This is a genomic window from Peribacillus muralis (assembly GCF_001439925.1).
GTDB lineage: Bacteria > Bacillota > Bacilli > Bacillales > DSM-1321 > Peribacillus > Peribacillus muralis.
Window position 1 is genome coordinate 69,898 of the sequence record NZ_LMBV01000012.1, and the last position, 25,136, is coordinate 95,033.

Sequence of the window (25,136 nt, forward strand, 5' to 3'; positions counted from 1 at the left end):
GTCCGAAAAATCATTACCGGCTATCATAAAGGAATGTGATCGCGATGATTAAAATTGGTGATATGTTAATGCTCGAACAGAAGTACTCCACCCAGAAGGAAAAGTTTAAATGTATGGTTGTCGAAATGGAACCGGGGTGTGTGTACATTGACTTTCCCATCAATTTGGATACAGGAAAACTGGCCTTCCTGATCGACGGGACACAGTTGGACGTCACAATCTCAAACGAGGATCAGGCTGTATATGTTTTTGGTTCTGAAGTGCTTGGTAAAGTGAAAGGCAGAATACCGATGATACAGCTGTCGCTGCCACATATGGACACGTTTGTGAAAATTCAACGAAGGCAGTACGTGCGACTGGATGTAACGCTTGATGCCGCCATCCATCCAGAATATGCAGAGTTTACTCCATTTCGAGCATTAACGGAGGATATCAGTGCTGGCGGAGCTTCCATTAGGCTTTTAAAAGGGGCGACCGTCCAATCGGCTTCACAATTATTCCTATGGATTGCACTTCCGCTAAAATCAGGGGAAATCCATTATTTACGCTTGAGAAGCAAAGTCATTCGGTTAACGGAAAAGGATCATGGCAATATGCTATTACATATCCAATTTCTTGAGCCGACAAAAAATGATGTACAAACATTAATGAGATTCATTTTTGAAAAGCAGGTCGATTTGAAGAAAAAAGGGTTGTATGTTTGACGCGGATTGAATGAAAAACGATGATTCCATCCATACTGCTAATATAATCAGGATGGAAGGAGCGGAATATGAAAACATTTGAAAGACTATTAATTAAAGTGATTCTAATTCAATTGGCCTGCTTATTTTTATTTCAGTTCCTTTTAAGCAGGGACGATCAAATCTTTGAATTGACCAAGCTCTCGAAATATGAAGGCGTCACGAGCAATAACTATACGAAGATCATTGAAACATTCAATGGGACCTCAAAATAAAGCGGTGTGCCCGCTTTTTTTTGCATGAAGCTTTGGGTTAAAGGAAAACTATTGAGGGCGGAACAAATCGAAGGGGGATTTTGATCGTACACGTCCTTTTATTAATGATTTTCGCGCCAGTTGTGATAAAATGAAAGGGTATTAAATAATCAGCATGATTGTAGGATTCTTGGGAGGATTTATGGAAAAAAAAATATCAGTTGCAATCGACGGACCAGCTGCTGCTGGAAAAAGCACGGTTGCTAAAATTGTTGCAGAAAAGTTCAACTACATATATGTGGATACAGGAGCAATGTATAGGGCACTTACCTATAAGGCCATTAATGAACAGATTTTACTGAGTGATGAACCAGCACTATTTGAAGTACTCCTCAAGTCGGAAATCGAACTAAGACCGAGTGAAACCGGACAATTGGTGTTTTTGGACAATGAGGACGTGACAGCCCAAATCAGAAACAATGAAGTGACTGGATCTGTATCGGAAGTGGCGAAGCACCGGAGCATCCGCGAAGAAATGGTGCGCAGGCAGCAGATTTTTGGTGAAAATGGTGGAGTCGTCATGGACGGGAGGGATATCGGCACACATGTTTTACCGAAAGCCGAAGTTAAAGTATTTCTAATTGCTTCAGTGGATGAAAGGGCACAGCGGAGGCATCAGGAAAATTTATTGAAAGGCTTCCCATCAGACATTGAAAAGTTGAGGGAAGAAATCGCCACAAGGGACAAGCTCGACTCGGAACGCGAGGTATCTCCCCTTAAAAAGGCGGCAGATGCTATCGAAATCGATACGACTTCCTTATCGATTCATGAAGTGGCCGAAAGTATCATGTCTTTAATAGAAGAGAGGAAAAGATGAAATTGGATTTTTACACATTTGCCAAAAACGTCGTAAAAGGCGTTTTAATGCCTGCGTATAGGGTTAAGACATTAGGAAAGGAACATATTCCTAAAAAGGGCGGAGTCTTGATCTGTGCCAATCACATTGATAATTTGGATCCTCCTGTAGTTGGCATGACCTCTTCAAGGGATATTCATTTCATGGCAAAGGAAGAGCTGTTTCAAGCACCTGTTTTGAAAAGTATATTACCTAAAGTAAATGCTTTTCCCGTCAAACGGGGCAATAGCGATCGTGAATCCCTTAGAAAGGGTTTAAAGCTTTTGAAAGAAGGAAAGGCGATTGGGCTGTTTCCTGAGGGAACGAGAAGTAAGACGGGTGAATTGGGAGAAGGGTTGGCAGGTGCCGGATTTTTCGCATTGCGATCTGATGCCGTGATCATACCTTGTGCGATCATCGGCCCGTATAAGCTTTTAAGCCCATTGAAGGTCGTTTACGGTCCTCCTATCCCTTTCAATGAATATCGCGAACAGAAAATTTCTGCCGATGAAGCAACCAAGATCATCATGGACCAGATCGGAAAATTGATTTCAGAGCATAAATAGTCCTTCATACTTGACAATTTTCTGATTTTGTTAGAATTTATAAAATAGGGGGTAATGTTCCTTATTGGGGATGAAAAGGAAGATTGCCTAATTATTCTAAAAGACAGTTTTTATCTTTATTAGGAAAGTGTTTTTATTGAACCACTTAAATAAAATATGTGGCCGATGAAGAGGAAGATTGCTGATCAGTCATGGGTTAAGGAGGAGTTAGTAATGACAGAAGATATGAACCAGGTAGAAGTGAACAATTACAAAGTTGGGGATCAAGTGAAAGCAACCGTTTCAAAGGTAGAAGAAAAACAGGTCATTGTCGATGTTGAAAACAGCAAGTCGGGTGGAATCATTCCCATCAGCGAGCTGTCCAGCCTTCATGTCGAAAAGGCATCAGATGCCGTTTCGGAAGGGGATGTATTGGAGCTTGAAGTGATTAAAGTCGAGGAAGAAGCTCTTATTCTATCAAAACGCAAAATCGACGCGCTGAAAGCATGGGATGACCTGGAACTGAAGTTTGAAAACGGTGACGTATTTGAGGCAGAAGTGAAAGATGTCGTCAAAGGCGGCCTTGTTGTGGATCTAGGCGTACGTGGTTTCGTTCCGGCTTCTCTAGTAGAAGACTATTTTGTTGAAGACTTTTCTGATTACAAAAACAAAACTTTAACATTCAAGATCGTTGAGCTTGAGAAAGACAAGAATCGCTTAATTCTCTCACATCGGGCCGTAGTACAAGAGCAAAAAGAAAAACAAAAGGCAAATGTTCTCGATAATCTTGAAAGCGGTCGAGTGCTCGAGGGTGTGGTACAAAGAATCACCGATTTTGGAGCTTTCGTAGATATTGGCGGCGTGGATGGTCTTGTCCACATTTCCCAACTTTCCCATCAGCATGTCGACAAGGCTTCCGATGTCGTTTCCGAAGGAGATAAGGTACGGGTGAAGGTGCTTTCTATAGATCGTGATAATGAGAGGATCTCACTTTCCATCAAGGATACCCTTCCAGGACCATGGGCTGACATCGCTGAAAAAGCAACAAAAGGCTCGACACAAGAGGGGATCGTTAAGCGCCTTGTTTCATTCGGGGCATTCGTGGAGATTTTCCCTGGGGTGGAAGGGCTTGTTCATATCTCACAAATCTCACATAAACATATTGCCACACCACAGGAAGTGCTTAAAGAAGGCCAGTCCGTCGAGGTTAAGGTCCTTGATGTCAATGAAGGGGAACAGCGATTATCATTGAGCATTAAAGAACTGGAGGAACCCCAATCCTCCAATTACAACACATCGAATTATGAACTTCCTGAAGAAACAAAGGGTTTTCAACTAGGTGAAATGATCGGTGATCAATTGAAAAAACTAAAATAAGATAATAATGGTGATAGCCTTGGAGAGAGAAAAACGAAAATTAGATCATATAGAATTTGCGCTAAAAACAGGTCAGCAGCATAAGTCCGGACTAGAAGATATTTCGTTTATTCACCAAAGCTTACCAGGAATTTCTTTGAATAATGCATCACTCACAGCGGAAATTGGCGAACTTGAATTAAGTTCGCCAATTTTTATAAATGCGATGACCGGAGGCGGGGGCGCCGAAACGGAAAAGATAAATGGTGATCTTGCCCTAGCTGCAAAGGAAACGGGTATTGCCATGGCGGTCGGTTCTCAGATGGCTGCGATCAAGGATCCTCACCAGCAGGCATCTTTTAAGGTCGTTAGACAAGAGAATCCTGCTGGCGTGCTGATTGGCAATCTCGGTGGTGAAGCAACTGTCGACCAAGCAATGCGAGCGATCGACATGATCGAGGCAAATGCCTTGCAGATTCACATCAACACGATACAGGAGCTGACGATGCCTGAAGGAGATAGGGACTTTGCCGGAACCCTTACTAGAATAGAAAAAATCAACAACAGCATCGGAGTTCCTGTCATCGTAAAAGAGGTAGGATTCGGGATGAGTAAGGAAACGGTGAAGCAATTACTTTCCGTTGGTGTTTCAATCATTGATGTAGGCGGTTTTGGCGGAACGAATTTTGCTAAAATCGAGAATGAAAGGCGAGCGAAAGTACTCGGTTATTTTAATGAATGGGGCATTCCGACGGCTGCTTCAATCGTGGAAGCGGTTAATGTTTCACCAGAGCTTTCGGTGATTGGTTCGGGCGGCATTCGTAATTCTCTGGAAATCGCAAAATGCCTTGGGTTAGGAGCGAAAGGTGTCGGTTTGGCCGGTCATTTTCTCAAGGTGCATAAAGAGTTAGGTCTTTTACAATTGATTAAAGAAATAACCTACATACATGATGATTTAAAAATCATCATGACTGCACTCGGCTGCTGCAATATCGGACAATTAAGGAAATCGAAGCTGGTAATTTCAGGTGATACCTACCATTGGTTAACGCAAAGGGGAATTGATTGCTCCACATATGCAAGATGATATCCATAGAAAGAAGCATCTCAATTGGAATGAGCATTGAGATGCTTCTTTTCGTTTCCATGGAATTAGCTATTTCTTTTTCGTGCATCTTCGGGACTTTCCATTTTTGTTGCCCCATCATACTTCAAGGATTGGTCCCTATCTGACTCAACCCGTTCACTTGCTTTCAATTTTTTCTCTTGCCTATCTTTGCCCATGTTAACACCTCCTTTTATTAATAAATCAGGAACTTTTTATCCTATAACTATTGCGACTCCTCATTAAAAGCAGGACTTTACGTTTAATTTTAGGATAATCTAGCCATAATGTTACCTAAAAGGGGGACGCTGCATGGATGGAATATTGTTTTATTGGATGTCATGGATAGTTTGGGTATTTGTCATGTTTTTTATTCCGAAAACGGTCCCATATCGGTTTGATTTTCTATTTCATCTTTTGGCCGTCATGTTATTAGCGGAATATAAGTTGGAGATTTCCTTGCTTTCCTTGCATTTGAGCGGTCTCTACCTTTTCTTGATACTTTGTGTGTATAGTAGGAAGCAATCGACATTCAAAATCATGGAGCTGATCTGCGGCTGTCTTATCGTTACGCTCGCTTATGCCAGTTTTCAGCTTTTTTCTTTACTAGATCCGATATGGCTCATTATGAAACCCTCCTATCTCCTGTGCTTCTTTCTGAATTATCTTATCCTATTACTTTTTAAGAATTGGAAACATCGGTTGTTTGTCCTTTTAATTGGTTTGATTATGGGGGATATTATTTATTCACTATTAATGGTTTATCATTCTTTGCCTTATGTGGCCCTTACATTCGCATGGCATGATAATGCAGTGCTGGTATTGGGCGCAAATATTCTCTGGCGCATGTTTGAGATTTTCGGACAATACATCTATTTAGCGTCCCAATCGAGGTTCTTATCAAAACAGCGAAAAGAGAACTTTAATTAATGAAAAGGAAGGTGGGAAGAGTGGCCATTCTTATCTAAATGATGCTTGTAAATTGGAGTAAATTGGAATGGCAGGCTTTTATTTATACAATCATTGTTGATTGGCACGAAATTTGTTACTATAGGGTAGTTAGAGGTCTGTATATAAATCGTAAAGTGCTTTAAACAATTAATAAGGAAGCAGATGATTTAGAGCTTTCTTCATTTTTTTGGGCTGTATATAATCACGTTTTAGCAAGCAGTCGGTCCACTGGGAAAAAAAGTGGACAAACTGCCTGTAAATCCTTGATACGTTTAACTGATCATCAGTTGTGCATGTAGTCCTGATGGAAGTTTCCTTTATAAGATGATGGATACAGTCTTTTCCTTGAATAGGAAATAATGAAAAACAATGATGCAACGCAATTTTTAAGACATGCATTCATGGATTTCGTGACTTTGACAGAGATATAGTAGCAGAAAGGGTGAATAGCAATGCCAAAACCGGTAATTGCGATAGTCGGTCGTCCGAACGTAGGTAAATCGACGATCTTTAATAGAATAGTGGGAGAACGGGTTTCGATTGTCGAAGACGTGCCAGGAGTGACACGCGACAGGATATATAGTTCAGGTGAATGGTTGACACATGATTTTAACATCATTGATACAGGTGGAATAGATATCGGTGATGAGCCGTTTCTTGAACAAATTCGCCAGCAGGCTGAAATTGCCATCGACGAGGCCGATGTGATAATCTTTATGACGAATGGCCGTGAGGGAGTAACATCTGCGGATGAAGAGGTTGCCAAGATTCTCTTTAAATCCAGGAAGCCGGTTGTCCTTGCGGTAAATAAAGTCGATAATCCCGAAATGAGAGACCAAATTTATGATTTCTACGCGTTAGGTTTTGGCGATCCATTCCCGATTTCCGGATCACACGGACTCGGTCTTGGTGACCTTCTAGATGAAGCTGCGAAACACTTCCCTAAATTCAGCGGGCAGGATTATGCAGATGATGTCATTAAATTCAGCTTGATCGGAAGACCGAATGTAGGTAAATCATCTTTGGTCAACGCATTGTTGGGGGAAGATCGTGTTATCGTAAGTGAAATTGAGGGTACGACTCGTGATGCGATCGATTCCCCTTATAAATACAACGGTAAAGAGTATGTCATTATTGATACCGCTGGAATGAGGAAAAAAGGTAAGGTGTATGAAAGCACGGAAAAATACAGCGTACTTCGTGCATTAAGGGCAATTGAACGCTCAGACGTCGTTCTTGTCGTTTTAAACGCTGAAGAAGGCATTCGTGAGCAAGATAAAAAAATTGCCGGTTATGCCCATGAAGCGGGCAGGGCGGTTATCATCGTCGTCAATAAATGGGATGCAATCGAGAAAGATGAAAAAACGATGAAGGATTTTGAAGAAAAAATCCGTGCCCATTTCCTATTCTTGGATTATGCACCAATCATCTATCTTTCCGCTTTAACTAAAAAACGGACTCATACGTTAATTCCTGTCATCGATCAGGCTAGTGAAAACCATGCCATCCGTGTTCAGACAAATGTATTGAATGAAGTGGTCATGGATGCCGTGGCGATGAATCCTACACCAACCCATAACGGGAACCGTTTGAAAATCTATTATACGACCCAGGTAGCGATCAAGCCGCCTACTTTCGTTGTATTCGTTAATGATCCTGAGTTATTGCATTTCTCCTATGAAAGATTTTTAGAGAATCGAATTAGGGATGCCTTTGGTTTTGAAGGAACACCAATTCGGATTTTTGGACGCCAAAGAAAATAGTAAAGGGAGTCATACAATGGTGAAAGCAAAAGAAAGCATCGCAGTCATTGGTGCAGGTAGCTGGGGAACTGCTTTAGCGATGGTACTAGCTGATAACCAGCATGAAGTAAGATTATGGGGACATAATCCGAAGCAAATCGAAGAAATAAACCAACATCATACGAATGGGAAATACTTGCCTGGAATTGACCTGCCTAAAGGGATAGTAGGGTATTCTTCCATGAAGGAAGCATTGGCAGGAATTGAAATGATCATTTTGGCAGTTCCGACCAAAGCTTTTCGGGAAGTGCTTGGACAGATCGAAGCGGCTCATGATAAACCATTGACAATTGTTCATGTGAGTAAGGGGATTGAACCGGATTCCCTGCTTCGCATTTCTGAAATGATTGAAGAAGTTTCTTCCTCGGATTGGTTAAATGATATCGTCGTTCTTTCAGGTCCAAGCCATGCTGAAGAAGTCAGCCTCCGTCACCCAACGACAGTTGCCGTTTCCTCAAAAAATATGAAGGCGGCCGAAAAGGCTCAGGACCTCTTCATCAACAATAATTTCCGCGTCTATACGAATCCGGATTTGATTGGTGTTGAAATTGGCGGGGCCTTGAAGAACATAATTGCTTTGGCTTCAGGTATTACCGACGGGTTAGGCTATGGCGATAATGCCAAGGCGGCCTTAATGACCCGTGGGTTGGCTGAAATCTCCCGTTTAGGGGTGGCCATGGGTGCCAACCCGCTTACTTTTTCAGGATTAGCCGGGATTGGCGATTTAATCGTCACGTGTACAAGCGTCCATTCCCGTAATTGGAGAGCAGGGAATATGCTTGGAAAAGGGCAAAAACTCGAAGAAGTGTTGGAAAACATGGGGATGGTGGTTGAAGGGGTCAGAACGACTAAAGCCGCCTATCAACTAGCACAAAAGTACGAAGTGAATATGCCGATTACTGAAGCCCTTTATGATGTCTTATTCAATGGGGAAGAAGTGAAGAAGGCTGTTGACCTTTTGATGAATCGTTCTAAAACGAATGAAATGGAAGAACTTTATAACATATTGGATAGCAGGCAGCAGGATTAACAAGAAATCGTTTAATTTAATAAAAGAATTTCATTAAATTAGGCATTCGATGATGCATGTTGCATGGTCTCAGCATACAATGCAACGAAAGTAAACTAGTAATTTGACCTCGGCACGGGGGATTTAGTCAAATGAGCAGAAGATATCTTGATATCTTCTGCTTTTTTTTATGGGCAAAAAATGATCTGTTCTCTTTTACCTAACTTTGGGGATTATGAATAATTGAATAGGTTATTCAAATTTGCATGAAGTATTCTCCTTATTTCCTTGTTTTTTGGTAAAAATCGACGCTTTTTTTTGGTATGAAAATTGCGAAGTGTAATATGACTGAAAAAAATTATAAAGGAAGATGGAAAAGTTGACTGATTTTTCTGGCTAAAGAAGAAAGGGGAATGATACATGCAAACAGGTAAATTGAAAAGGTCTTTGAACCTATGGCAAATCGTACTGCTAGGTGTTGGATATATGACGCCGATGGTTGTTTTTGATACATTCGGGATTGTTTCCGAAAAAACGGGCGGGCATGTGCCGACCGCTTATGTCATTGCTCTTTTAGCCATGTTGTTTACGGCAGCCAGTTATGGGAAAATGGTGAAAATTTATCCGCAGGCAGGTTCATCGTACACGTACACCCAAAAAACGATCAATCCACATATAGGCTTCCTTGTAGGGTGGTCTTCGCTGCTTGATTATTTATTTTTACCGATGGTGAACGGAATTTTAACCAAAATATACTTATCTGCCCTTTTTCCGCAAGTAAACCCGTGGATATGGGTGTTGGCATTTGTCCTTTTAATGACAGTCATTAACTTATTCAATGTTAATTTTGCAGCAAACTTTAATAGCTTTCTTGTTTTTTTTCAAATGTTGGTCATCGTTATTTTTGTCACACTTGTCGTTAAAGGGGTCATGGGTGGAGAAGGGACTGGAGAGGTCTTTTCGGTTCAGCCATTCATCAGTCCTCATACTGAAGTCTCGACGCTCATAGCTGGTGCTACGATCCTTTGTTTTTCTTTCTTGGGGTTCGATGCAGTTACGACATTATCGGAAGAAACACCGAATCCATCCAAAACGGTTCCCCGAGCGATCTTTTTGACTGCCCTCATCGGAGGGGTTTTATTTGTGACTGCATCATTCTTTACACAGCTATTTTTCCCTGATGTTTCCCGTTTTAGCGATACGGAAGCAGCCTCCCCGGAAATTGCCCTATTCGTTGGCGGAAAATTATTTCAGGCTTTCTTTCTTGCTGGAACATTATGTGGTACCCTTGCCTCCGGGCTTGCATCTCATGCTAGTGTTTCTAGGCTCTTATATGTCATGGGGCGTGACCAAATGATCCCGAAGAAACTATTTGGGTTTATCCACCCTAAATACAGTACGCCGTTTTTTAATGTCATATTTGTCGGAATCATATCATTGGTTGCCTTGTTCCTTGATTTGGTTACGGCCACTTCGCTCATAAACTTTGGGGCGTTAATTGCTTTTACTTTCGTGAATATATGCGTAATCGTCCATGCGGTAAGGAACAAAACCTTCAGAACGATTAAAGGGTTTCTTTCAACTATTCTGTCCCCTGTTATAGGTGCAGCATCGGTCTTCATCCTCTGGCTTAATCTCGAAATGAGCTCCTTGATTCTAGGAATTACCTGGGCCGTCATTGGGATTGGGTATCTTCTCTATCGAACAAAATGGTTTACGGAATCTCCTCCGCTATTCCATTTTGAAGAAGCACAATGAATCTAATCAATTCTTGAACGAAGGAGGTTGTTATAAAAGCTGATGGGAAAATGAAGCGGTCGATAACGACTCGGATACAAATGTATCCACCTTCGAAAGGGTTATTGAAGCAGATAAAGTAAGAAGTTGATTCAGACAACCTGAGGAGGATGAACATTCACGAACCATAACAAGCTAATTCAAGGAATTCATGATCAGCAAATAATAAGAAAAAGCTGAACGGGCTTTTGTCCAACGGAAAATAATAATATGGTTTTTAGGTCAAAAGGGTCCAGTTAAAGGACCCTTTTCATATGGATTGAAAAATGGTGAATGATGGATATGCTATTGGAGCATGTTATTTTTTATCTTGCAATTCAGAATTATGATAAAATAAAGGGTAGGTTACAAAAGGAGAGTGAAATTGTGTTATCTATTCCGGATGATAAAATTAGACCATTCATAACTATAACAATTGATCAGCCTGCACTTTCAGTCCAAAATATTCTTAAGATAGAGGAACCTTTCTTCTTTCTTATGAAGGAAAATCAAGTGTTTGCGTATATCCGCATGGATGACCTCCCGTTTAATGAAACAATAACGACAGCCGATCAGCTTTTACAGTATGCATTTTCAATTGATAATGTCTGTAAATTGACGCCTAACATATCCTTGCCGCTTCTGTTTCAAATCATCGGTGAACCTATCGTCCTAATAAAAACGGATGAGGGTCTGCTTACCGGTTATGTAAAAAGGGAAGATGTGTTAGCTGAATTATTCAAGCAGGACAGCAAACAAAATTTAGATTTACTAAAAGTCATTTTAACCTCCATTCCGATGGGGATTTTTGTGGCTGATAAAGACAGAAATATCGTGAACTTCAATGAATCAGGCTTGAAGATGATAAAAAAGTCTGCTGAACGAGTCCTTAATGAACCTGCTGTCAACATTTTCAATAAGCAGCATATACATAGCGTGTTTGCAAGCGGTGGCAGCATTCTGAATCAGTTGGAGATTACTGATGTCATGAGTGTGCTTGTCGACTATAGCCCAATTCTAAACCATCAAAAAGAAGTAGAAGGCCTGATCATCATCGTCCAGGATTTACCGATGGTTGAGGAGATGGCCATGGAAATAGAATTGATAAAAAGCTCGAACAAAGATTTAAATGCCATTTTAGCGAATATCTATGATGAAATATTGGTAGTCAATCAAAAAGGTGAGCTGCTGCGCTACAGTGACCGGATCATCTCAGGCTTCTGGGGAAAGGACTTAAAAGATTACATCGGGACGAACCTCTTGCAATTAGAAGATGAAGGGATCTTTAATCCTTCGGTTACCCGATTAGTTCTTGAACAAAAAAAGAAAGTATCGATTGTCCAAGATACGAAAATGAATAAGAAAGTCCTTTCGGTCGGGACCCCCGTTTTCAATGAAAAAGGGGATATAGACCGTATCGTCATCGCATCAAGAGACATAACGGAGACGACACAATTGAAATCGGAATTAAATGAAATGAGGAAAGAACTGGACTCATTCAAAAAACAAGATCAATTTTATAAAGAGTTGATCTTTGCAAGTCCTAAAATGGAGCAAATCATCAGCCAAGTCAAGAAAATCGCTCATTTTTCATCTACTGTATTAATCAATGGGGAGTCGGGGGTAGGTAAAGAAGTGATAGCTGAAGCCATTCATAAAATGGGCAGGCGGTCCAAGCAACCTTTCCTGAAGATCAATTGCGGGGCGATTCCAGAAAACCTCCTCGAAAGTGAACTGTTCGGTTATACGAAGGGTTCCTTTACAGGTGCGGATAAAAATGGCAAGGTAGGATACTTTCAACAGGCTAATAAAGGTGTTTTATTCCTTGATGAAGTGGGTGACATGCCTATACAACTGCAAGTCAAGCTGCTGCGTGTTCTCCAGGAACAAGAAGTGATCCCGATTGGCAGCACTACCCCCATTTCCATTGATGTTCAAATTGTTGCGGCCACGAACAAGAGCCTGGAAAAAATGGTCGAGATGGGGACGTTCAGAGAAGATTTATTCTACCGATTGAACGTCATTCCCATACATGTGCCTCCTTTAAGGGAAAGACCTGAAGATATACCGCCGCTAGCCTTTCATTTCCTGCAAAAACTGAATGAAAGGTATCACCGGAATTACCACTTTTCCCCCGATGCCCTGAATATACTAGAAGTCTATACTTGGCCCGGGAACATTCGTGAGTTGCAAAACATGATTGAAAGATTGGTTGTATCTGCAGATGAAGAGATGATCGATGCTGACTTCATTCAACGGTACATTCCTGTCGGCAGTGACTTTAAACAAACGAAACCCATCATTACGAGAATTATTCCTCTGCAGGAAGCACAGGATCATGTCGAAGAGCAATTGATCATGCTTGCGATGAAACAGTATAAAACTACGACCAAAGCGGCAAAAGCGCTCGGGATAAGTCAATCGTCAGTGAGCAGGAAGTATCAAAAGGTGTTAGCTGAACAGAATAAGCGAATCGAAAATAATGCATATTGAATAAATGCCGTTGTCGAGTGATGAAAATCACTTGTCAGCGGCTTTTTTTATAAACGATATTACAGGATGATTATGCAAAGTGAACTATGATATGCAATTTTGCATATTTTTAGAGAGGATTATCAAAAGGAATGCGCTTTTATAGGTTAATTAATTTGGCATGGTTCTTGCTTGATTAGTAAGTATAAGAAAAAAGGGAGGTAAGCATCAAAGTTTCATAAAAGAAGCGATTTTCATTAACCATCCACTAAAGTTATAAAAAAAGGAGATTTTAAAATGTCAATTAACGTTGAAAGTAAAAATGCTCAAGCTAACCAATCAGCAACCCAAGATTATATTAAAAAAGTACTTCAATTAATTGAACAAAAAGAAATATCAAAAGAAGATGCTCAGTGGGTAACAAGAGAAACGGTCGAGAATTTCCGTAACCATGTTAATCCAGGATTCTTGGAATATCGTAAGACGGTTACAAAAGACACACAATTCGCTGCGGTGGAGTGGTCTGATCAAGACTCCTGTTTTACGGATGTTAATGGAAAAAAATATATTGATTGTTTAGGTGGCTTTGGTATTTATAATGTTGGCCATCGTAACCCTAAAGTAGTAAAGGCCGTAACGGATCAATTGCAAAGACAAGCGCTTCATAGCCAGGATCTCCTTGACCCATTACGCGCGATGCTTGCAAAAATCCTTGCCGATATCACCCCGGGAGATTTAAAATACTCGTTTTTTACGAACAGCGGTACCGAGAGCGTGGAGGCTGCGCTAAAGCTGGCCAAAATGTACAGTGACAGATACACAATCATTTCCACGACGAAATCATTTCATGGTAAAAGCCTAGGTTCCCTCTCAGCAACGGCAAAGGGCATGTTCAGAAAACCGTTCATTCCATTGATACCAGGGGTGCGTCATGTACCTTTCGGCGATCTGGATATGATGAGAAAAACATTTGAAAGTTGTGCGTTGGTCGGAGAAGATGTAGCTGCTGTCCTGTTGGAGCCTATCCAGGGTGAGGGAGGGGTCATCCTTCCTCCGCAAGGTTACTTAAAGCAGGTTCGGGCATTATGTGACGAATATGATGCGTTATTGATTTTGGATGAAGTACAAACGGGAATGGGCCGTACTGGTAAAATGTTCGCCTCCGAGCTGTATGATGTTGTTCCAGATATAATTTGCTTAGCGAAGGCATTCGGTGGCGGGGTGATGCCGGCAGGGGCCGTTGTAGCCAATGAGAAAGTGTTTAAAAGCTGGTTCGACAATCCATTCATGCATACGACAACATTTGGAGGAAATCCACTAGCTTGTGCTGCGGCCATCGCTACGATCGACGTGCTTTTGGAAGAAAAACTACCGGAGCGTGCCGCAGAAGTGGGTGAATATTTCTTGAATGGTTTAAGGGAAGCGGCTAACGAGCATAAAGACAAGGTGTTGGAGATCCGTGGTCAAGGGTTGATGATCGGCATTGAGTTCCATAAAGACGAAGTGGGTTATGAATTTTCCAAAGCCCTCTTTGATAAAGGCATCTTGGTGGCAGGTACGCTTATCAACTCCAAAACGATCAGGATCGAGCCATCATTGACCATTAAATTGGATGAAGTCGATACAGTGATTAACGCGTTCAAAGAAGTGCTTCCAACGCTTCTAGCTTAATCGGTATCTGCAAAAAAGACAGCCTTAGGGCTGTCTTTTTTGCTTTTTGAGTTTGTTTACGTCTTGCTCCAGTGCTGCGGATATGCAATCAACTTATGAAGATGCCGGATTTATACATGAAAAAGAGCCATTACGACAATGATTTAATTCCTTTAACGTAATTTGGTATGTTATAATAATTTCTGGAAAAAGGAGTGATAAATATATGACACCTGCTCTGCAAAAAATGTGGATATCCTTCATAGCTATGGGCTTTATGGCGATCTCGATATTTCTTATCTACATAAGCCGATATAAGTCTAAAGGTTTTTGGCGAGGCTTGTCAGCAATCATCGCATACATACTCATGATACTAGCCGGCTTGATCATCATTGTCGTTGTTCTTAGCGGGCCAACCACTTGATAGGTGAGGGGAAATGATGAAGAATTTTTTCAAAATATTATGTGTATTAACCATTTCGGTCGCATTATCCGGCTGTTTATATCCGGAGAAGCAAAAAATGCAAAATCAACTGCCTTATAAAGAGCAAATGCAATCCGTTCAAAGTGCCGTCGATCAATTTCAAAAAGATGAAGGTGGCATATTGCCAATCGTTACAAAAGATGCCGAGACACCGATTTATCAAAAGTATGTTATTAAATTTTCCAAGATTTCTCCCAGGTACATGGCAGAATCGCCGGAAAATGCCTATGAATCTGGCGGTATTTTTCAATATGTCCTAGTCGATGTTGAGAACGATCCGACTGTAAAATTGCTTGATGTGAGGATGGCACAGAAGATTCAGGAAGTTTCCTTGAGACTGACAGCGTATCAGCAGAGCAACGGATACCCGCCATTCAAGGAAAGGTTATCCGATAATGTATTTACTCTCGATCATGAAAAAATGGGTCTGAAGGAAGCACCCACGGTCACGAGCCCCTTCTCACAAAGAGATCTATATCTTGTAGTCGATGGGCAAGGAAATATTTTTGTGGACTATACCCCTGATTTACTAGAAGCTTTGAAGGGACATGAAGCAGAAATCAAGCCTGGTGATGATATCAGGGAACTGCTTGTGCAAAATTCGGAGTTCGTTCCTGCTTATTCATTGCCGTATACAATTGATGCAAAAACAAATAATCCAGTTTTTCTTACAAAATAGGCATAACCCTTCTTCTACAAAATATATTGTAGGGGAAGGGTTATTTCTTTATCTTCATTTCATCTTACTTTTAAAATAACAACCCTTATATAAAATTTCTGGTGGAGGAAGGGATGAAACCAGGGAAATAATTGGAATAAATTTTTAGGACAACATCATAGATATATAGTGTCCTAAATAAAGCAAAGAGATAAACGAAATCCCAAAAAGCTAATTCGGGAGGGGATACCTTGGAAAAGGTAGATATTTTTAAAGATATAGCGGAACGGACCGGCGGCGACATATATTTAGGGGTGGTCGGTGCCGTCAGGACTGGGAAATCGACATTTATTAAAAAATTCATGGAGTTAGTCGTTATACCTAATATCCCGTCAGAGGCTGACCGTGCACGAGCACAGGATGAATTGCCCCAAAGTGCTGCCGGAAAAACGATCATGACGACAGAGCCTAAATTCGTACCGAATCATGCAGCATCGATTTCTGTTGCCGAAGGTTTGGAAGTGAACATTCGTTTAGTGGATTGTGTCGGATATACGATACCTGGAGCTAAAGGGTGTGAAGATGAAAATGGACCGCGCATGATCCATACGCCTTGGTATGAGGATCCGATCCCGTTCAATGAAGCGGCGGAAATAGGTACACGCAAAGTGATTCAAGATCATTCCACATTAGGTGTAGTCGTTACGACGGATGGTTCAATAGGAGAAATTCCACGGAGTGATTATTTAGAGGCGGAGGAAAGGGTAGTAGAAGAATTAAAGGAGGTTGGCAAGCCGTTTATCATGATTGTCAATTCCGTTCAGCCCCACCATCCCAATACGGTAGCCTTAAAGGAGTCCCTTCAGGAAAAGTATGATATTCCTGTATTGGCTATGAGTGTCGAGGGAATGAGGGAATCGGATGTTTACAGCGTCCTCCGCGAAGCCCTTTATGAATTCCCGGTGCTTGAAGTCAATGTGAATCTCCCAAGCTGGGTCATGGTGCTGCGCGAGGATCATTGGTTAAGGGAAAGTTATCAGGAAGCGGTTAAAGAGACCGTGAAGGACATCAAACGCCTGAGGGATGTTGATCGAGTGGTCGGGCATTTCAATGAATTCGAGTTTATCGATCGCGCAGCACTTGCCGGTATAGAAATGGGTCAGGGGGTTGCTGAAATCGACCTATACGCCCCTGATGAACTCTATGATGAAATCCTGAAGGAAATCGTCGGGGTGGAGATACGGGGCAAGGATCATCTCTTATCCTTGATGCAGGACTTTGCGTATGCGAAAGCGGAATATGATCAGGTAGCTGATGCGCTGAGGATGGTCAAACAAACCGGTTATGGAGTAGCGGCGCCTTCCCTGAATGATATGAGTCTTGATGAACCTGAAATTATCCGACAAGGAGCCAGGTTCGGTGTCAGGCTAAAAGCGGTAGCCCCTTCCATCCATATGATCAAGGTCGATGTCGAATCCGAATTCTCACCAATCATTGGAACGGAAAAACAGAGTGAAGAATTGGTACGATACTTGATGCAGGATTTCGAAGACAATCCACTTTCCATTTGGAACTCGGATATCTTTGGCAGAAGCCTGAGTTCATACGTTCGGGAAGGCATCCAGGTGAAATTGGCGATGATGCCGGACAATGCACGCTACAAATTGAAAGAGACATTGGAGAGAATCATCAATGAGGGCAGTGGGGGCTTGATTGCCATCATCTTATAATGCTACTTACGTAAAGACTGTTGTTCTTAAAACGGAATTATTAAAGGTTGATTGGAGCAGATAGCGAGACTCCTGCTGGATAAGCGAGCATTGTAGGGGAAATCGACCACGCCGCATTACTTGGTGATTAGCAACAAGATATGTGAAAACGGCTCTTCATAAAAAAACGTTGAAACGCTGGACCAACTCCTTTATTGGATTGGTCTTTTTACGTGCAATGGACGTAAGACCGTAAGAAAAATATCATTTATGATCGCTAATATTTGAAATAATCTGCTGTTTTTTAGTATAATCTTGAAAAAACCCTGTGGTTAAGCGATTTTCAGCAATATAATAAGTTTAATTTCCTTAAAAAGGGGAAATGATGTATAGCGAAAGGCAAAATTTATAATATATACAATTATTAATGAAAAGATTCCCATTATTTTTTGAATTCCCTTGCTAAGCTTATAGGGTTTGTGATAATCTACATACAGAAAACGCGTTATAACAGCGATTCCAACCTATTTTTAACTTTTGGATTCATTTATTTGGAAATTTAATTGGCTTGGTCATCCCCGATTTTTGCAGGGGGTGAAAATGTGCGAAACGAAATTAATATCAAATCACTATTATAGTGTTGTAATAATGATTTTTTATAAAGATTCCTTTTGGGAGGAGGTGAATGGCATGAACAAAACAGAATTGATTAATGAAGTTGTTACAGCAACTGAAATATCTAAGAAAGACGCTACAAAAGCAGTTGATGCTGTTTTTGATACAATTTTAGAAGCTCTGAAAAACGGTGATAAAGTCCAATTGATTGGTTTTGGTAACTTTGAAGTTCGTGAGCGTGCGGCTCGTAAAGGACGCAATCCACAAACTGGTGACGAAATCGAAATTGCAGCTAGCAAAGTGCCAGCTTTCAAACCTGGTAAAGCACTGAAAGATGCAGTGAAGTAATTCTACCTTTTACATACGGGTGCTTCACCGGATAGGGCCGCGTGCAAACGCGGTCCTTTTTTTGCTTCTTAATTTCCATCTGTGATAATATAAAGGACAGTGATCAGTTTAGGAACGCTGTATAAGTTGAATGAGTCAGAAAGAAATGGCGTTACGGAAGATACGGTTCTGACTAGGCGATAAATGGATGATACAATAGTGCAGATGTTACGGGCTGCGTTACCGATAGGATTGAAAATATCAGGGTATGGTTACCTTGGGTTTTTTTGAATACATACTATTTTTGGATTTTTTAGGAGGTACGGATAAATGGCTAATGTAGATCATGCCAAAATAGAGGAAGCGATCAAGATGCTTCTTGAGGCTGTAGGGGAAGACCCGACTAGAGAAGGACTGCTTGATACACCTGCACGTGTCGCAAGGATGTATGAAGAAATTTTTTCTGGACTTAATCAGGATCCAAAGGAATATTTCGATACGGTTTTTGGCGAGGACCATGAAGAGCTCGTCCTAGTAAAGGATATCCCGTTTTACTCGGTCTGTGAGCATCACTTAGTCCCTTTTTATGGTAAAGCGCATGTGGCATACATTCCGAAAAACGGAAAAGTGACCGGCTTAAGCAAATTGGCGCGTGCGGTCGAAGCCGTATCAAAGCGTCCGCAGCTTCAGGAGCGCATCACCTCGACAGTGGCCGATTCGATAATGGAAAAACTTGAACCTCATGGTGTAATGGTGGTGGTCGAGGCTGAACATATGTGCATGACGATGCGCGGCGTCAAGAAACCAGGTTCCAAAACCATCACCTCCGCTGTAAGGGGCACGTTCGCGAAAGACCATCGGACAAGGGCGGAAGTGTTGGCATTCATTAAAGACTAAGGGGGAAGGATAAAATGAATGAGAAAAAGATTCTGAATGACTTTGTCGTAATCAAAGCGATTGAGGATAGTGTGAATGTGATCGGATTAACAAGAGGAACGGACACCAAGTTCCATCACTCGGAGAAGCTTGACTCTGGAGAGGTGATGATCGCGCAATTCACGGAGCATACCTCGGCGATCAAAATCAGGGGACATGCCAAAGTGTATACGCCATTCGGTGAGATAGAAAGTGATTCTAAAAAAAATCCAGCCGATAAATAATAACTTTTAAGAATTGCTTAAGACTAAATCAATCATCTGATATCACGTTTAACAAGCTGGAAATTCCCCGCATCCATTTTTTTGAAGGTACGAAGCTGGCGGCTTCCTTATTTATGGAAGTTTCTTTTTATAAACGTTGTCCATTTCATCTGATTGTTTTTATGGTATAATAATGTGTATTTTACACAGACAGAAACCAATAGGCATGAAAAAAATTATCTTTCAGGGATGCAAGGGTGATCTCAATTGTTAAACATAACGGACGACAAAAGCCAATTAAAACAAGTAATAGAAAAGAAAGCTCAACATCCATATTTATTGAAGTTTATACAAAAGCCAAACTTGGACGAAGATAAATTGTTATTGCTTTGGGGATTGTTTAGCGATTTGGACGTTATTAGCGAAAAAAGGGATCAATACATCACTTCGACCATGCTTGTGCAAATCGCCCTCGATACCCATGAAATCGTGTCGAATTCAGGTGAGGGATTGGAATTGCCTGAGGTATTGAAAAACCGCCAATTGCAAGTTCTTGCCGGTGACTATTACAGTGGGCTGTACTACCAGGTTCTTGCCAGTGTGGGAAATGTGGAGATGATCCGTATACTTTCAGGTGCCATAAAAAAAATAAATGATAATAAAATCATCCTTTATCAAAAAGGGTCGATTAAAGATGTACAATCTCTTTTAACGACCATAAAAGCGATCGAAGCTTCGCTGATCCATAAACTCGCGGCCTATTATAATCAGCCTGGCTGGATCGATTTCTCCGAAGATTTTCTGCTTTTGAATAGGCTTCATGCCGAGAAAAGCTGTTATCTGAAGTCGGGTCAATCGATCATATTCGATGTCCTTAGGGATATGCCTTCAAGTAATCCAAACAGTCAGGACGAACTGACTTCAGAAAAGGAAGAACGGGTCCGGGTCAGATTCGAAAAGTGCTTGGTGGATGCGAGGAAATCGTTGGAGCGTTCGATGCAAAAGCTGGTGAAAGTGGATGATGACCTAAAGGATCGCGTGAAGGTACTCATGAAGCAAACAGGAAGTATAGCAAATTCATATGTGAAAGAAGGGTGAATCATGGAGCAGTCTAAAGAGCAAAAAGTTCATCATGTCTTTGAAAAGATATACGGAAACTATGACAAGATGAATTCCCTCATTAGCTTTAAACAGCATGTTAAATGGCGGAAGGCTACAATGGCCATCATGAATGTCCCAAAAGGCGCCCACGCCCTTGACGTATGCTGTGGAACAGCGGACTGGACCATTGCCCTTGCTAATGAAGTAGGACCAGAAGGTAGTGTAGTTGGTCTGGATTTTAGTAAGAACATGCTCAAAATCGGTGAACAAAAGGTGAATGAACTCAACCTGGATCAAGTTTCCCTTATGCAGGGGAATGCAATGGAGCTTCCTTTTGAGGATGATAGCTTTGATTATGTCACGATCGGGTTCGGGCTGCGGAATGTTCCTGACTACATGCAAGTGCTTAAAGAGTTAAACCGTGTCGCCAAGCCTGGTGGAATGATCGTGTGCCTTGATACATCACAGCCAACGATGCTCGGCTTCAAGCAGGGGTATTATTTCTACTTCCGCTTCATCATGCCTGTATTCGGCAAGTTATTCGCAAAAAGCTATAGTGAATATTCCTGGCTGCAGGAATCTGCTCGTGATTTTCCAGGCATGAAAAAGCTTGAAAGCATGTTTAAGCAAGCAGGAATGGAAAACGTCAGTTACAGAGCCCATTTCGGCGGTGTTGCAGCAACACATTTCGGATACAAGGCTTCAAAATAAGCATGATAGCAATGGACAAAGCTGGGTGGAATGTATGAAATTTAAAATGATGTATTCCTTTTTGAATGCAGATTTGCAACTAATAGAAAAAGAATTAGAAGCCGCAATTGAAGCGGACTCCACTGTTTTAAGGGAAGCCTCCCTGCATTTACTGCAATCGGGCGGAAAGCGGATCCGTCCGGTATTCGTCCTTTTGGGTGCGAAGTTTGGCACATATGATATTCATATCGTCAAGCATGTAGCAGCGACATTGGAACTGATCCATACGGCTTCCCTTGTACATGATGATGTTGTGGATGATGCGGATTTACGCAGGGGATCTGCAACGATTAAATCAAAATGGGATAATCGTGTCGCCATGTATACAGGCGACTTCATTTTTGCACGTGCACTGGAAATGATGGCAGTCATAGAGTCTCCCCTTGCGCATCAAATCCTAGCGGACACGATGGTTGAACTATGTCTTGGGGAAATAGAACAAATTAAAGATAAATACAACTTCGAACAAAATTGGCGGATATACTTCAGGAGAATCAAACGGAAAACGGCATTGCTCATCGCTTCCAGCTGCCAATTGGGGGCCATTTCAGCGGGTGTTGAAGAAAAGATCCATCAAAAGCTATTCAAATTCGGATATTATGTCGGGATGTCTTATCAAATCACTGATGATATATTGGACTTCACGGCTTCAGAAGAAGAACTTGGAAAGCCGGCAGGCAGCGATTTGATCCAGGGGAACATCACGTTGCCCGTCTTGATTGCCATGGAAGATCCAAAGCTGAAAAAACTTATTGAAACGGTTCGTGAGGATACGCCTAAAGAAGAAATGTCCGCTATCATCTCAGCGATAAAAACCTCTGGTGCCATCGAACAGGCAGCAAAGGTCAGTGACATGTATTTAGAAAAGGCGTTTGCTGAATTGAAAGAGCTTCCTGCCATTAAAGCAAGGAAAACATTATCCGATATCGCGAAAAATATCGGAAAAAGAAAGTTTTGATACTTGCAGTTGCGAAACTCCTCAAACAATGATAATATTCTAAAAGGATTGCCTTATAAAGGCAAATAATAATGATACATATTAGGAGTGACAATAATGGAAAGAACATTTTTAATGGTTAAGCCTGACGGCGTACAACGCAATTTAATCGGTGAAATCGTTTCCCGTTTTGAAAAGAAAGGCTTCCTTCTTGCAGGAGCAAAATTAATGGTCATTTCTCAAGAATTGGCTGAGCAGCATTACGGCGAGCACAAAGAACGTCCTTTCTTTGGCGAATTAGTGGACTTCATTACTTCAGGTCCTGTCTTCGCAATGGTTTGGGAAGGTGAAAATGTTATCGCAACTGCACGTCAAATGATGGGTGCCACTAATCCTAAAGATGCTGCAGCAGCAACAATCCGTGGCGACTTTGCCGTAACAGTAGGCAAAAACATCATTCACGGATCTGATTCAGCTGAAAGCGCTGTACGTGAAATCGGTTTATTCTTCAAAGAAGAAGAACTTGTCGAATATTCTAAACTTGTTAACGAGTGGGTTTATTAATCAATAGATTCAAATGACTGAAAAAGCGGAGTTCATCGCCCATGCGATGAACTCCGCTTTTTTATTTGGACCGTTTAAAGAAAAATTGCCATTTTCCGATATATATAGAAGAACTACTTAAAATTAATAGGTGCAGAGGAGTCGTGGGAATGCCTCAAGAATATGAAGCGTTTATTCGGAATATCAAGATGCTGACAGGAATCGATTTGGCATTATATAAGGAAGGGCAAATGAAAAGGCGACTGACCTCTCTATATGAAAAGAGAGGCTACCATTCATTCGGTGACTACTATAAAGACATCCAAGTTAATCCTGGCGTTTTAAACGAGTTTTTGGATAGGATGACCATCAATGTATCTGAATTTTATAGAAATGCGAAGAGATGGGAAGTGCTGGAGCAAAAAATCCTACCTGGATTATTGGGAAGCAAAAAAAAATTGAAAATTTGGAGTGCGGCTTGTTCAACGGGGGAGGAGCCATATACGATCGCGATGATATTATCAAATCTTGTCCCACTTAACCAGATAGAGATATTAGCAACGGATTTAGATGTAAACGTCTTGGCACGGGCGAAATTGGGAATGTACCCGGAAAGGTCCTTAAATGAGGTGCCTCAAGAAATAAAAAGGAAATACTTTAATCAAGAAGATGGTTTTTATCGCGTCGTAGACGAAATCAAGAAAAGGGTTACATTCAAACGGCACAATCTGCTTGCGGATCCTTTTGAGCAGGGGTTTGATCTAATCGTATGCCGAAATGTTTTGATATATTTCACCGAAGAAGCCAAAAATCTATTGTATGAAAAGTTCAGTGCATCGTTAATTGGCGGCGGGGTATTTTTTGTAGGAAGTACCGAGCAAATATTCACACCAGGAAAATATCAATTTGAAACGATCGACACATTTTTTTATCAAAAAAAGTGAATACTATTCATAAGGGACTGATCGTGCATTCGCATTCAGTCTCTTTTCGTTTGCCTTAAAAAATGAAGAATATTGTCGAGTGTCATGACCAAATTGATTAAACTATATCGAAAATGTTGGAGAAGATGTAAAATAAAATGAATAGTTAATAAATTTAAAGTGTAAAAAGGTTTTTAGGTTTACATATACCCACATTTAATAAAATTGTGGTATATTGATACATATACACTTTAAAGTGCTAAAAGGGGGCTGGAAGATGAGATACTTAACAGCGGGAGAATCACATGGTCCGCAGCTAACTACAATTATTGAAGGATTACCGGCTGGAATGCCGATTACGAATGATGATATTAATGAAGAACTGGGACGCCGTCAAAAAGGACATGGGCGTGGCCGCAGGATGCAGATCGAGAAGGATCAGGCTTTTATATCCGCGGGGATCAGACATGGATATACATTAGGTTCACCGGTGGCTTTAGTGGTGGAGAACGACGACTGGAAGCATTGGACAAAGATCATGGGAAGTGAAAGTCTTTCAGAGGAGGAAGCTGAAGAAATCAAACGTAAAATCACTCGTCCTCGACCTGGGCATGCCGATTTGAACGGCGGAATCAAATATGGACACCGCGATTTGAGAAACGTTTTGGAACGGTCATCAGCCCGGGAAACGACTGTAAGGGTAGCGGCAGGTGCCGTCGCTAAAAAGCTATTGTCATTATTGGGAATTGAAGTGGCCTCACATGTTTTGGAAATTGGTGGAGTGAAGGCAGAACCGCCAGCATACGAAACCATTCAACAACTGCAACAAGTGACAGAAGAGTCTTCAGTTAGATGTTTCGATACAAACGTCGAGCAGCAGATGAAGGAAGCCATTGACGAAGCGAAACAAAAAGGGGATTCCATCGGCGGCATCGTTGAAGTCATAGTCGAAGGAATGCCTGTTGGTGTAGGAAGTTATGTGCATTATGATCGTAAGCTTGATGCAAAACTCGCTGCAGCAATCATGAGCATCAATGCATTTAAAGGGGTCGAAATAGGACTTGGTTTCGAAGCGGCCCATCGCTTCGGCAGTGAAGTCCATGATGAAATTGCCTGGGACGAAGACAAGGGGTACTACCGGAAAACCAATCGCCTTGGCGGTTTTGAAGGCGGTATGACAACCGGAATGCCGATTGTTGTGCGCGGTGTGATGAAGCCAATCCCGACTTTATATAAACCTTTGAAAAGTGTTGACATCGATACGAAGGAAGTATTCGAAGCAAGTGTCGAGCGTTCCGATAGTTGTGCAGTTCCTGCAGCGGCAGTAGTTGCCGAAGCTGTAGTAGCATGGGAACTTGCCGCTGCCATCGTTGATCAATTCCCTTCAGATCGTTATGAGCAGTTAGCGGAATACATACGGTCGTATCGGGAAGATGTAAAGGGGTTTTAATA

General features: G+C 41.5%; 25 protein-coding genes. 24 read left to right on the plus strand and 1 reads right to left on the minus strand.

Translation table 11 applies throughout. The features are described 5' to 3' along the window. Nucleotides 1-44 precede the first annotated feature (44 nt). From ASU00_RS15360 to fni, 6 genes are all read left to right on the plus strand, one after another. Entirely contained in the window at nt 45-704 is a 660-nt protein-coding gene (locus tag ASU00_RS15360; RefSeq protein WP_057914350.1) for a flagellar brake protein, read from the plus strand. Nucleotides 705-772: 68 nt separating this feature from the next. Continuing rightward, on the plus strand, nt 773-958 hold the full coding sequence (locus tag ASU00_RS15365; protein WP_057914351.1) for a YpfB family protein: 186 nt from the start codon (nt 773-775) through the stop codon (nt 956-958). Nucleotides 959-1,139: 181 nt separating this feature from the next. After that, the gene (cmk, locus tag ASU00_RS15370; RefSeq protein ID WP_057914352.1) at nt 1,140-1,814 is read left to right on the plus strand and encodes a (d)CMP kinase; all 675 of its coding nucleotides are present in this window, start codon (nt 1,140-1,142) and stop codon (nt 1,812-1,814) included. Nucleotides 1,815-1,816: 2 nt separating this feature from the next. After that, on the plus strand, nt 1,817-2,398 hold the full coding sequence (locus ASU00_RS15375; RefSeq protein ID WP_057914413.1) for a lysophospholipid acyltransferase family protein: 582 nt from the start codon (nt 1,817-1,819) through the stop codon (nt 2,396-2,398). A 213-nt stretch (nt 2,399-2,611) separates the two neighbouring features. Continuing rightward, nucleotides 2,612-3,754 carry a 30S ribosomal protein S1 gene (gene rpsA / locus ASU00_RS15380; protein WP_057914353.1) on the plus strand — a complete coding sequence of 381 codons (1,143 nt, stop codon included), beginning with the start codon at nt 2,612-2,614 and terminating at the stop codon, nt 3,752-3,754. Nucleotides 3,755-3,773: 19 nt separating this feature from the next. Further along, nucleotides 3,774-4,820: a type 2 isopentenyl-diphosphate Delta-isomerase gene (gene fni / locus ASU00_RS15385; RefSeq protein ID WP_057914354.1), complete on the plus strand. Its 1,047-nt coding sequence runs from the start codon at nt 3,774-3,776 to the stop codon at nt 4,818-4,820. A 65-nt stretch (nt 4,821-4,885) separates the two neighbouring features. On the opposite strand, the gene ASU00_RS24595 is transcribed toward fni, so the two are convergent. Continuing rightward, a complete protein-coding gene (locus ASU00_RS24595) occupies nt 4,886-5,017 on the minus strand; it encodes a YpzI family protein (RefSeq protein ID WP_082630364.1) in 132 nt (43 codons plus the stop codon). Nucleotides 5,018-5,150: 133 nt separating this feature from the next. On the opposite strand from ASU00_RS24595, the gene ASU00_RS15390 reads away from it, so the two are divergent. The 18 genes from ASU00_RS15390 to aroC all read left to right on the plus strand — a co-directional run bounded on the left by ASU00_RS15390 (nt 5,151) and on the right by aroC (nt 25,134). Continuing rightward, a complete protein-coding gene (locus tag ASU00_RS15390; RefSeq protein WP_057914355.1) occupies nt 5,151-5,768 on the plus strand; it encodes a YphA family membrane protein in 618 nt (205 codons plus the stop codon). A gap of 473 nt (nt 5,769-6,241) precedes the next feature. Further along, a complete protein-coding gene (der, locus tag ASU00_RS15395) occupies nt 6,242-7,552 on the plus strand; it encodes a ribosome biogenesis GTPase Der (protein WP_057914356.1) in 1,311 nt (436 codons plus the stop codon). A gap of 16 nt (nt 7,553-7,568) precedes the next feature. Continuing rightward, on the plus strand, nt 7,569-8,621 hold the full coding sequence (locus tag ASU00_RS15400) for an NAD(P)H-dependent glycerol-3-phosphate dehydrogenase (protein WP_057914357.1): 1,053 nt from the start codon (nt 7,569-7,571) through the stop codon (nt 8,619-8,621). 399 nt (nt 8,622-9,020) lie between these two features. Next, entirely contained in the window at nt 9,021-10,358 is a 1,338-nt protein-coding gene (locus tag ASU00_RS15405) for an APC family permease (RefSeq protein WP_057914358.1), read from the plus strand. A 405-nt stretch (nt 10,359-10,763) separates the two neighbouring features. Then, nucleotides 10,764-12,869, plus strand: coding sequence for a sigma 54-interacting transcriptional regulator (locus ASU00_RS15410; RefSeq protein WP_057914414.1), 2,106 nt, complete (start codon nt 10,764-10,766; stop codon nt 12,867-12,869). A 276-nt stretch (nt 12,870-13,145) separates the two neighbouring features. Beyond that, on the plus strand, nt 13,146-14,519 hold the full coding sequence (locus tag ASU00_RS15415; protein ID WP_057914359.1) for a putrescine aminotransferase: 1,374 nt from the start codon (nt 13,146-13,148) through the stop codon (nt 14,517-14,519). A 205-nt stretch (nt 14,520-14,724) separates the two neighbouring features. Then, nucleotides 14,725-14,922 (plus strand): DUF2768 domain-containing protein, encoded by a 198-nt coding sequence (locus ASU00_RS15420; protein WP_057914360.1) that lies wholly within the window; start codon nt 14,725-14,727, stop codon nt 14,920-14,922. 16 nt (nt 14,923-14,938) lie between these two features. Further along, nucleotides 14,939-15,661 (plus strand): hypothetical protein, encoded by a 723-nt coding sequence (locus tag ASU00_RS15425; RefSeq protein ID WP_057914415.1) that lies wholly within the window; start codon nt 14,939-14,941, stop codon nt 15,659-15,661. A gap of 230 nt (nt 15,662-15,891) precedes the next feature. Further along, complete coding sequence (gene spoIVA, locus ASU00_RS15430; protein ID WP_057914361.1) at nt 15,892-17,370, plus strand: stage IV sporulation protein A; 1,479 nt, start codon at nt 15,892-15,894, stop codon at nt 17,368-17,370. 669 nt (nt 17,371-18,039) lie between these two features. Further along, nucleotides 18,040-18,312 carry an HU family DNA-binding protein gene (locus ASU00_RS15435; RefSeq protein ID WP_034308023.1) on the plus strand — a complete coding sequence of 91 codons (273 nt, stop codon included), beginning with the start codon at nt 18,040-18,042 and terminating at the stop codon, nt 18,310-18,312. Nucleotides 18,313-18,621: 309 nt separating this feature from the next. Beyond that, nucleotides 18,622-19,188, plus strand: coding sequence for a GTP cyclohydrolase I FolE (folE, locus tag ASU00_RS15440; RefSeq protein ID WP_057914362.1), 567 nt, complete (start codon nt 18,622-18,624; stop codon nt 19,186-19,188). Between the two features lie 14 nt (nt 19,189-19,202). Next, nucleotides 19,203-19,451 carry a trp RNA-binding attenuation protein MtrB gene (gene mtrB, locus ASU00_RS15445; RefSeq protein WP_057914363.1) on the plus strand — a complete coding sequence of 83 codons (249 nt, stop codon included), beginning with the start codon at nt 19,203-19,205 and terminating at the stop codon, nt 19,449-19,451. A 246-nt stretch (nt 19,452-19,697) separates the two neighbouring features. Further along, nucleotides 19,698-20,528 (plus strand): heptaprenyl diphosphate synthase component 1, encoded by an 831-nt coding sequence (locus ASU00_RS15450; RefSeq protein WP_057914364.1) that lies wholly within the window; start codon nt 19,698-19,700, stop codon nt 20,526-20,528. A 3-nt stretch (nt 20,529-20,531) separates the two neighbouring features. Continuing rightward, on the plus strand, nt 20,532-21,242 hold the full coding sequence (locus ASU00_RS15455; RefSeq protein WP_057914365.1) for a demethylmenaquinone methyltransferase: 711 nt from the start codon (nt 20,532-20,534) through the stop codon (nt 21,240-21,242). Between the two features lie 34 nt (nt 21,243-21,276). Then, complete coding sequence (hepT, locus tag ASU00_RS15460; RefSeq protein WP_057914366.1) at nt 21,277-22,239, plus strand: heptaprenyl diphosphate synthase component II; 963 nt, start codon at nt 21,277-21,279, stop codon at nt 22,237-22,239. A 96-nt stretch (nt 22,240-22,335) separates the two neighbouring features. After that, nucleotides 22,336-22,782, plus strand: coding sequence for a nucleoside-diphosphate kinase (ndk, locus tag ASU00_RS15465; protein WP_034308008.1), 447 nt, complete (start codon nt 22,336-22,338; stop codon nt 22,780-22,782). 149 nt (nt 22,783-22,931) lie between these two features. Continuing rightward, a complete protein-coding gene (locus ASU00_RS15470; protein WP_057914367.1) occupies nt 22,932-23,705 on the plus strand; it encodes a CheR family methyltransferase in 774 nt (257 codons plus the stop codon). A 256-nt stretch (nt 23,706-23,961) separates the two neighbouring features. Continuing rightward, the gene (gene aroC / locus ASU00_RS15475; protein ID WP_057914368.1) at nt 23,962-25,134 is read left to right on the plus strand and encodes a chorismate synthase; all 1,173 of its coding nucleotides are present in this window, start codon (nt 23,962-23,964) and stop codon (nt 25,132-25,134) included. Nucleotides 25,135-25,136 lie beyond the last annotated feature (2 nt).

What these genes read in the sequence shown, in the direction of transcription:
- ASU00_RS15360 (WP_057914350.1), top strand. Translation starts at nt 45, where the DNA reads ATGATTAAAATTGGTGATATGTTAATGCTCGAACAGAAGTACTCCACC.
- ASU00_RS15365 (WP_057914351.1), top strand. Translation starts at nt 773, where the DNA reads ATGAAAACATTTGAAAGACTATTAATTAAAGTGATTCTAATTCAATTG.
- cmk (WP_057914352.1), top strand. Translation starts at nt 1,140, where the DNA reads ATGGAAAAAAAAATATCAGTTGCAATCGACGGACCAGCTGCTGCTGGA.
- rpsA (WP_057914353.1), top strand. Translation starts at nt 2,612, where the DNA reads ATGACAGAAGATATGAACCAGGTAGAAGTGAACAATTACAAAGTTGGG.
- ASU00_RS24595 (WP_082630364.1), bottom strand. Translation starts at nt 5,017, where the DNA reads ATGGGCAAAGATAGGCAAGAGAAAAAATTGAAAGCAAGTGAACGGGTT.
- ASU00_RS15390 (WP_057914355.1), top strand. Translation starts at nt 5,151, where the DNA reads ATGGATGGAATATTGTTTTATTGGATGTCATGGATAGTTTGGGTATTT.
- der (WP_057914356.1), top strand. Translation starts at nt 6,242, where the DNA reads ATGCCAAAACCGGTAATTGCGATAGTCGGTCGTCCGAACGTAGGTAAA.
- ASU00_RS15400 (WP_057914357.1), top strand. Translation starts at nt 7,569, where the DNA reads ATGGTGAAAGCAAAAGAAAGCATCGCAGTCATTGGTGCAGGTAGCTGG.
- ASU00_RS15405 (WP_057914358.1), top strand. Translation starts at nt 9,021, where the DNA reads ATGCAAACAGGTAAATTGAAAAGGTCTTTGAACCTATGGCAAATCGTA.
- ASU00_RS15415 (WP_057914359.1), top strand. Translation starts at nt 13,146, where the DNA reads ATGTCAATTAACGTTGAAAGTAAAAATGCTCAAGCTAACCAATCAGCA.
- ASU00_RS15420 (WP_057914360.1), top strand. Translation starts at nt 14,725, where the DNA reads ATGACACCTGCTCTGCAAAAAATGTGGATATCCTTCATAGCTATGGGC.
- ASU00_RS15425 (WP_057914415.1), top strand. Translation starts at nt 14,939, where the DNA reads ATGAAGAATTTTTTCAAAATATTATGTGTATTAACCATTTCGGTCGCA.
- ASU00_RS15435 (WP_034308023.1), top strand. Translation starts at nt 18,040, where the DNA reads ATGAACAAAACAGAATTGATTAATGAAGTTGTTACAGCAACTGAAATA.
- folE (WP_057914362.1), top strand. Translation starts at nt 18,622, where the DNA reads ATGGCTAATGTAGATCATGCCAAAATAGAGGAAGCGATCAAGATGCTT.
- mtrB (WP_057914363.1), top strand. Translation starts at nt 19,203, where the DNA reads ATGAATGAGAAAAAGATTCTGAATGACTTTGTCGTAATCAAAGCGATT.
- ASU00_RS15455 (WP_057914365.1), top strand. Translation starts at nt 20,532, where the DNA reads ATGGAGCAGTCTAAAGAGCAAAAAGTTCATCATGTCTTTGAAAAGATA.
- hepT (WP_057914366.1), top strand. Translation starts at nt 21,277, where the DNA reads ATGAAATTTAAAATGATGTATTCCTTTTTGAATGCAGATTTGCAACTA.
- ndk (WP_034308008.1), top strand. Translation starts at nt 22,336, where the DNA reads ATGGAAAGAACATTTTTAATGGTTAAGCCTGACGGCGTACAACGCAAT.
- ASU00_RS15470 (WP_057914367.1), top strand. Translation starts at nt 22,932, where the DNA reads ATGCCTCAAGAATATGAAGCGTTTATTCGGAATATCAAGATGCTGACA.
- aroC (WP_057914368.1), top strand. Translation starts at nt 23,962, where the DNA reads ATGAGATACTTAACAGCGGGAGAATCACATGGTCCGCAGCTAACTACA.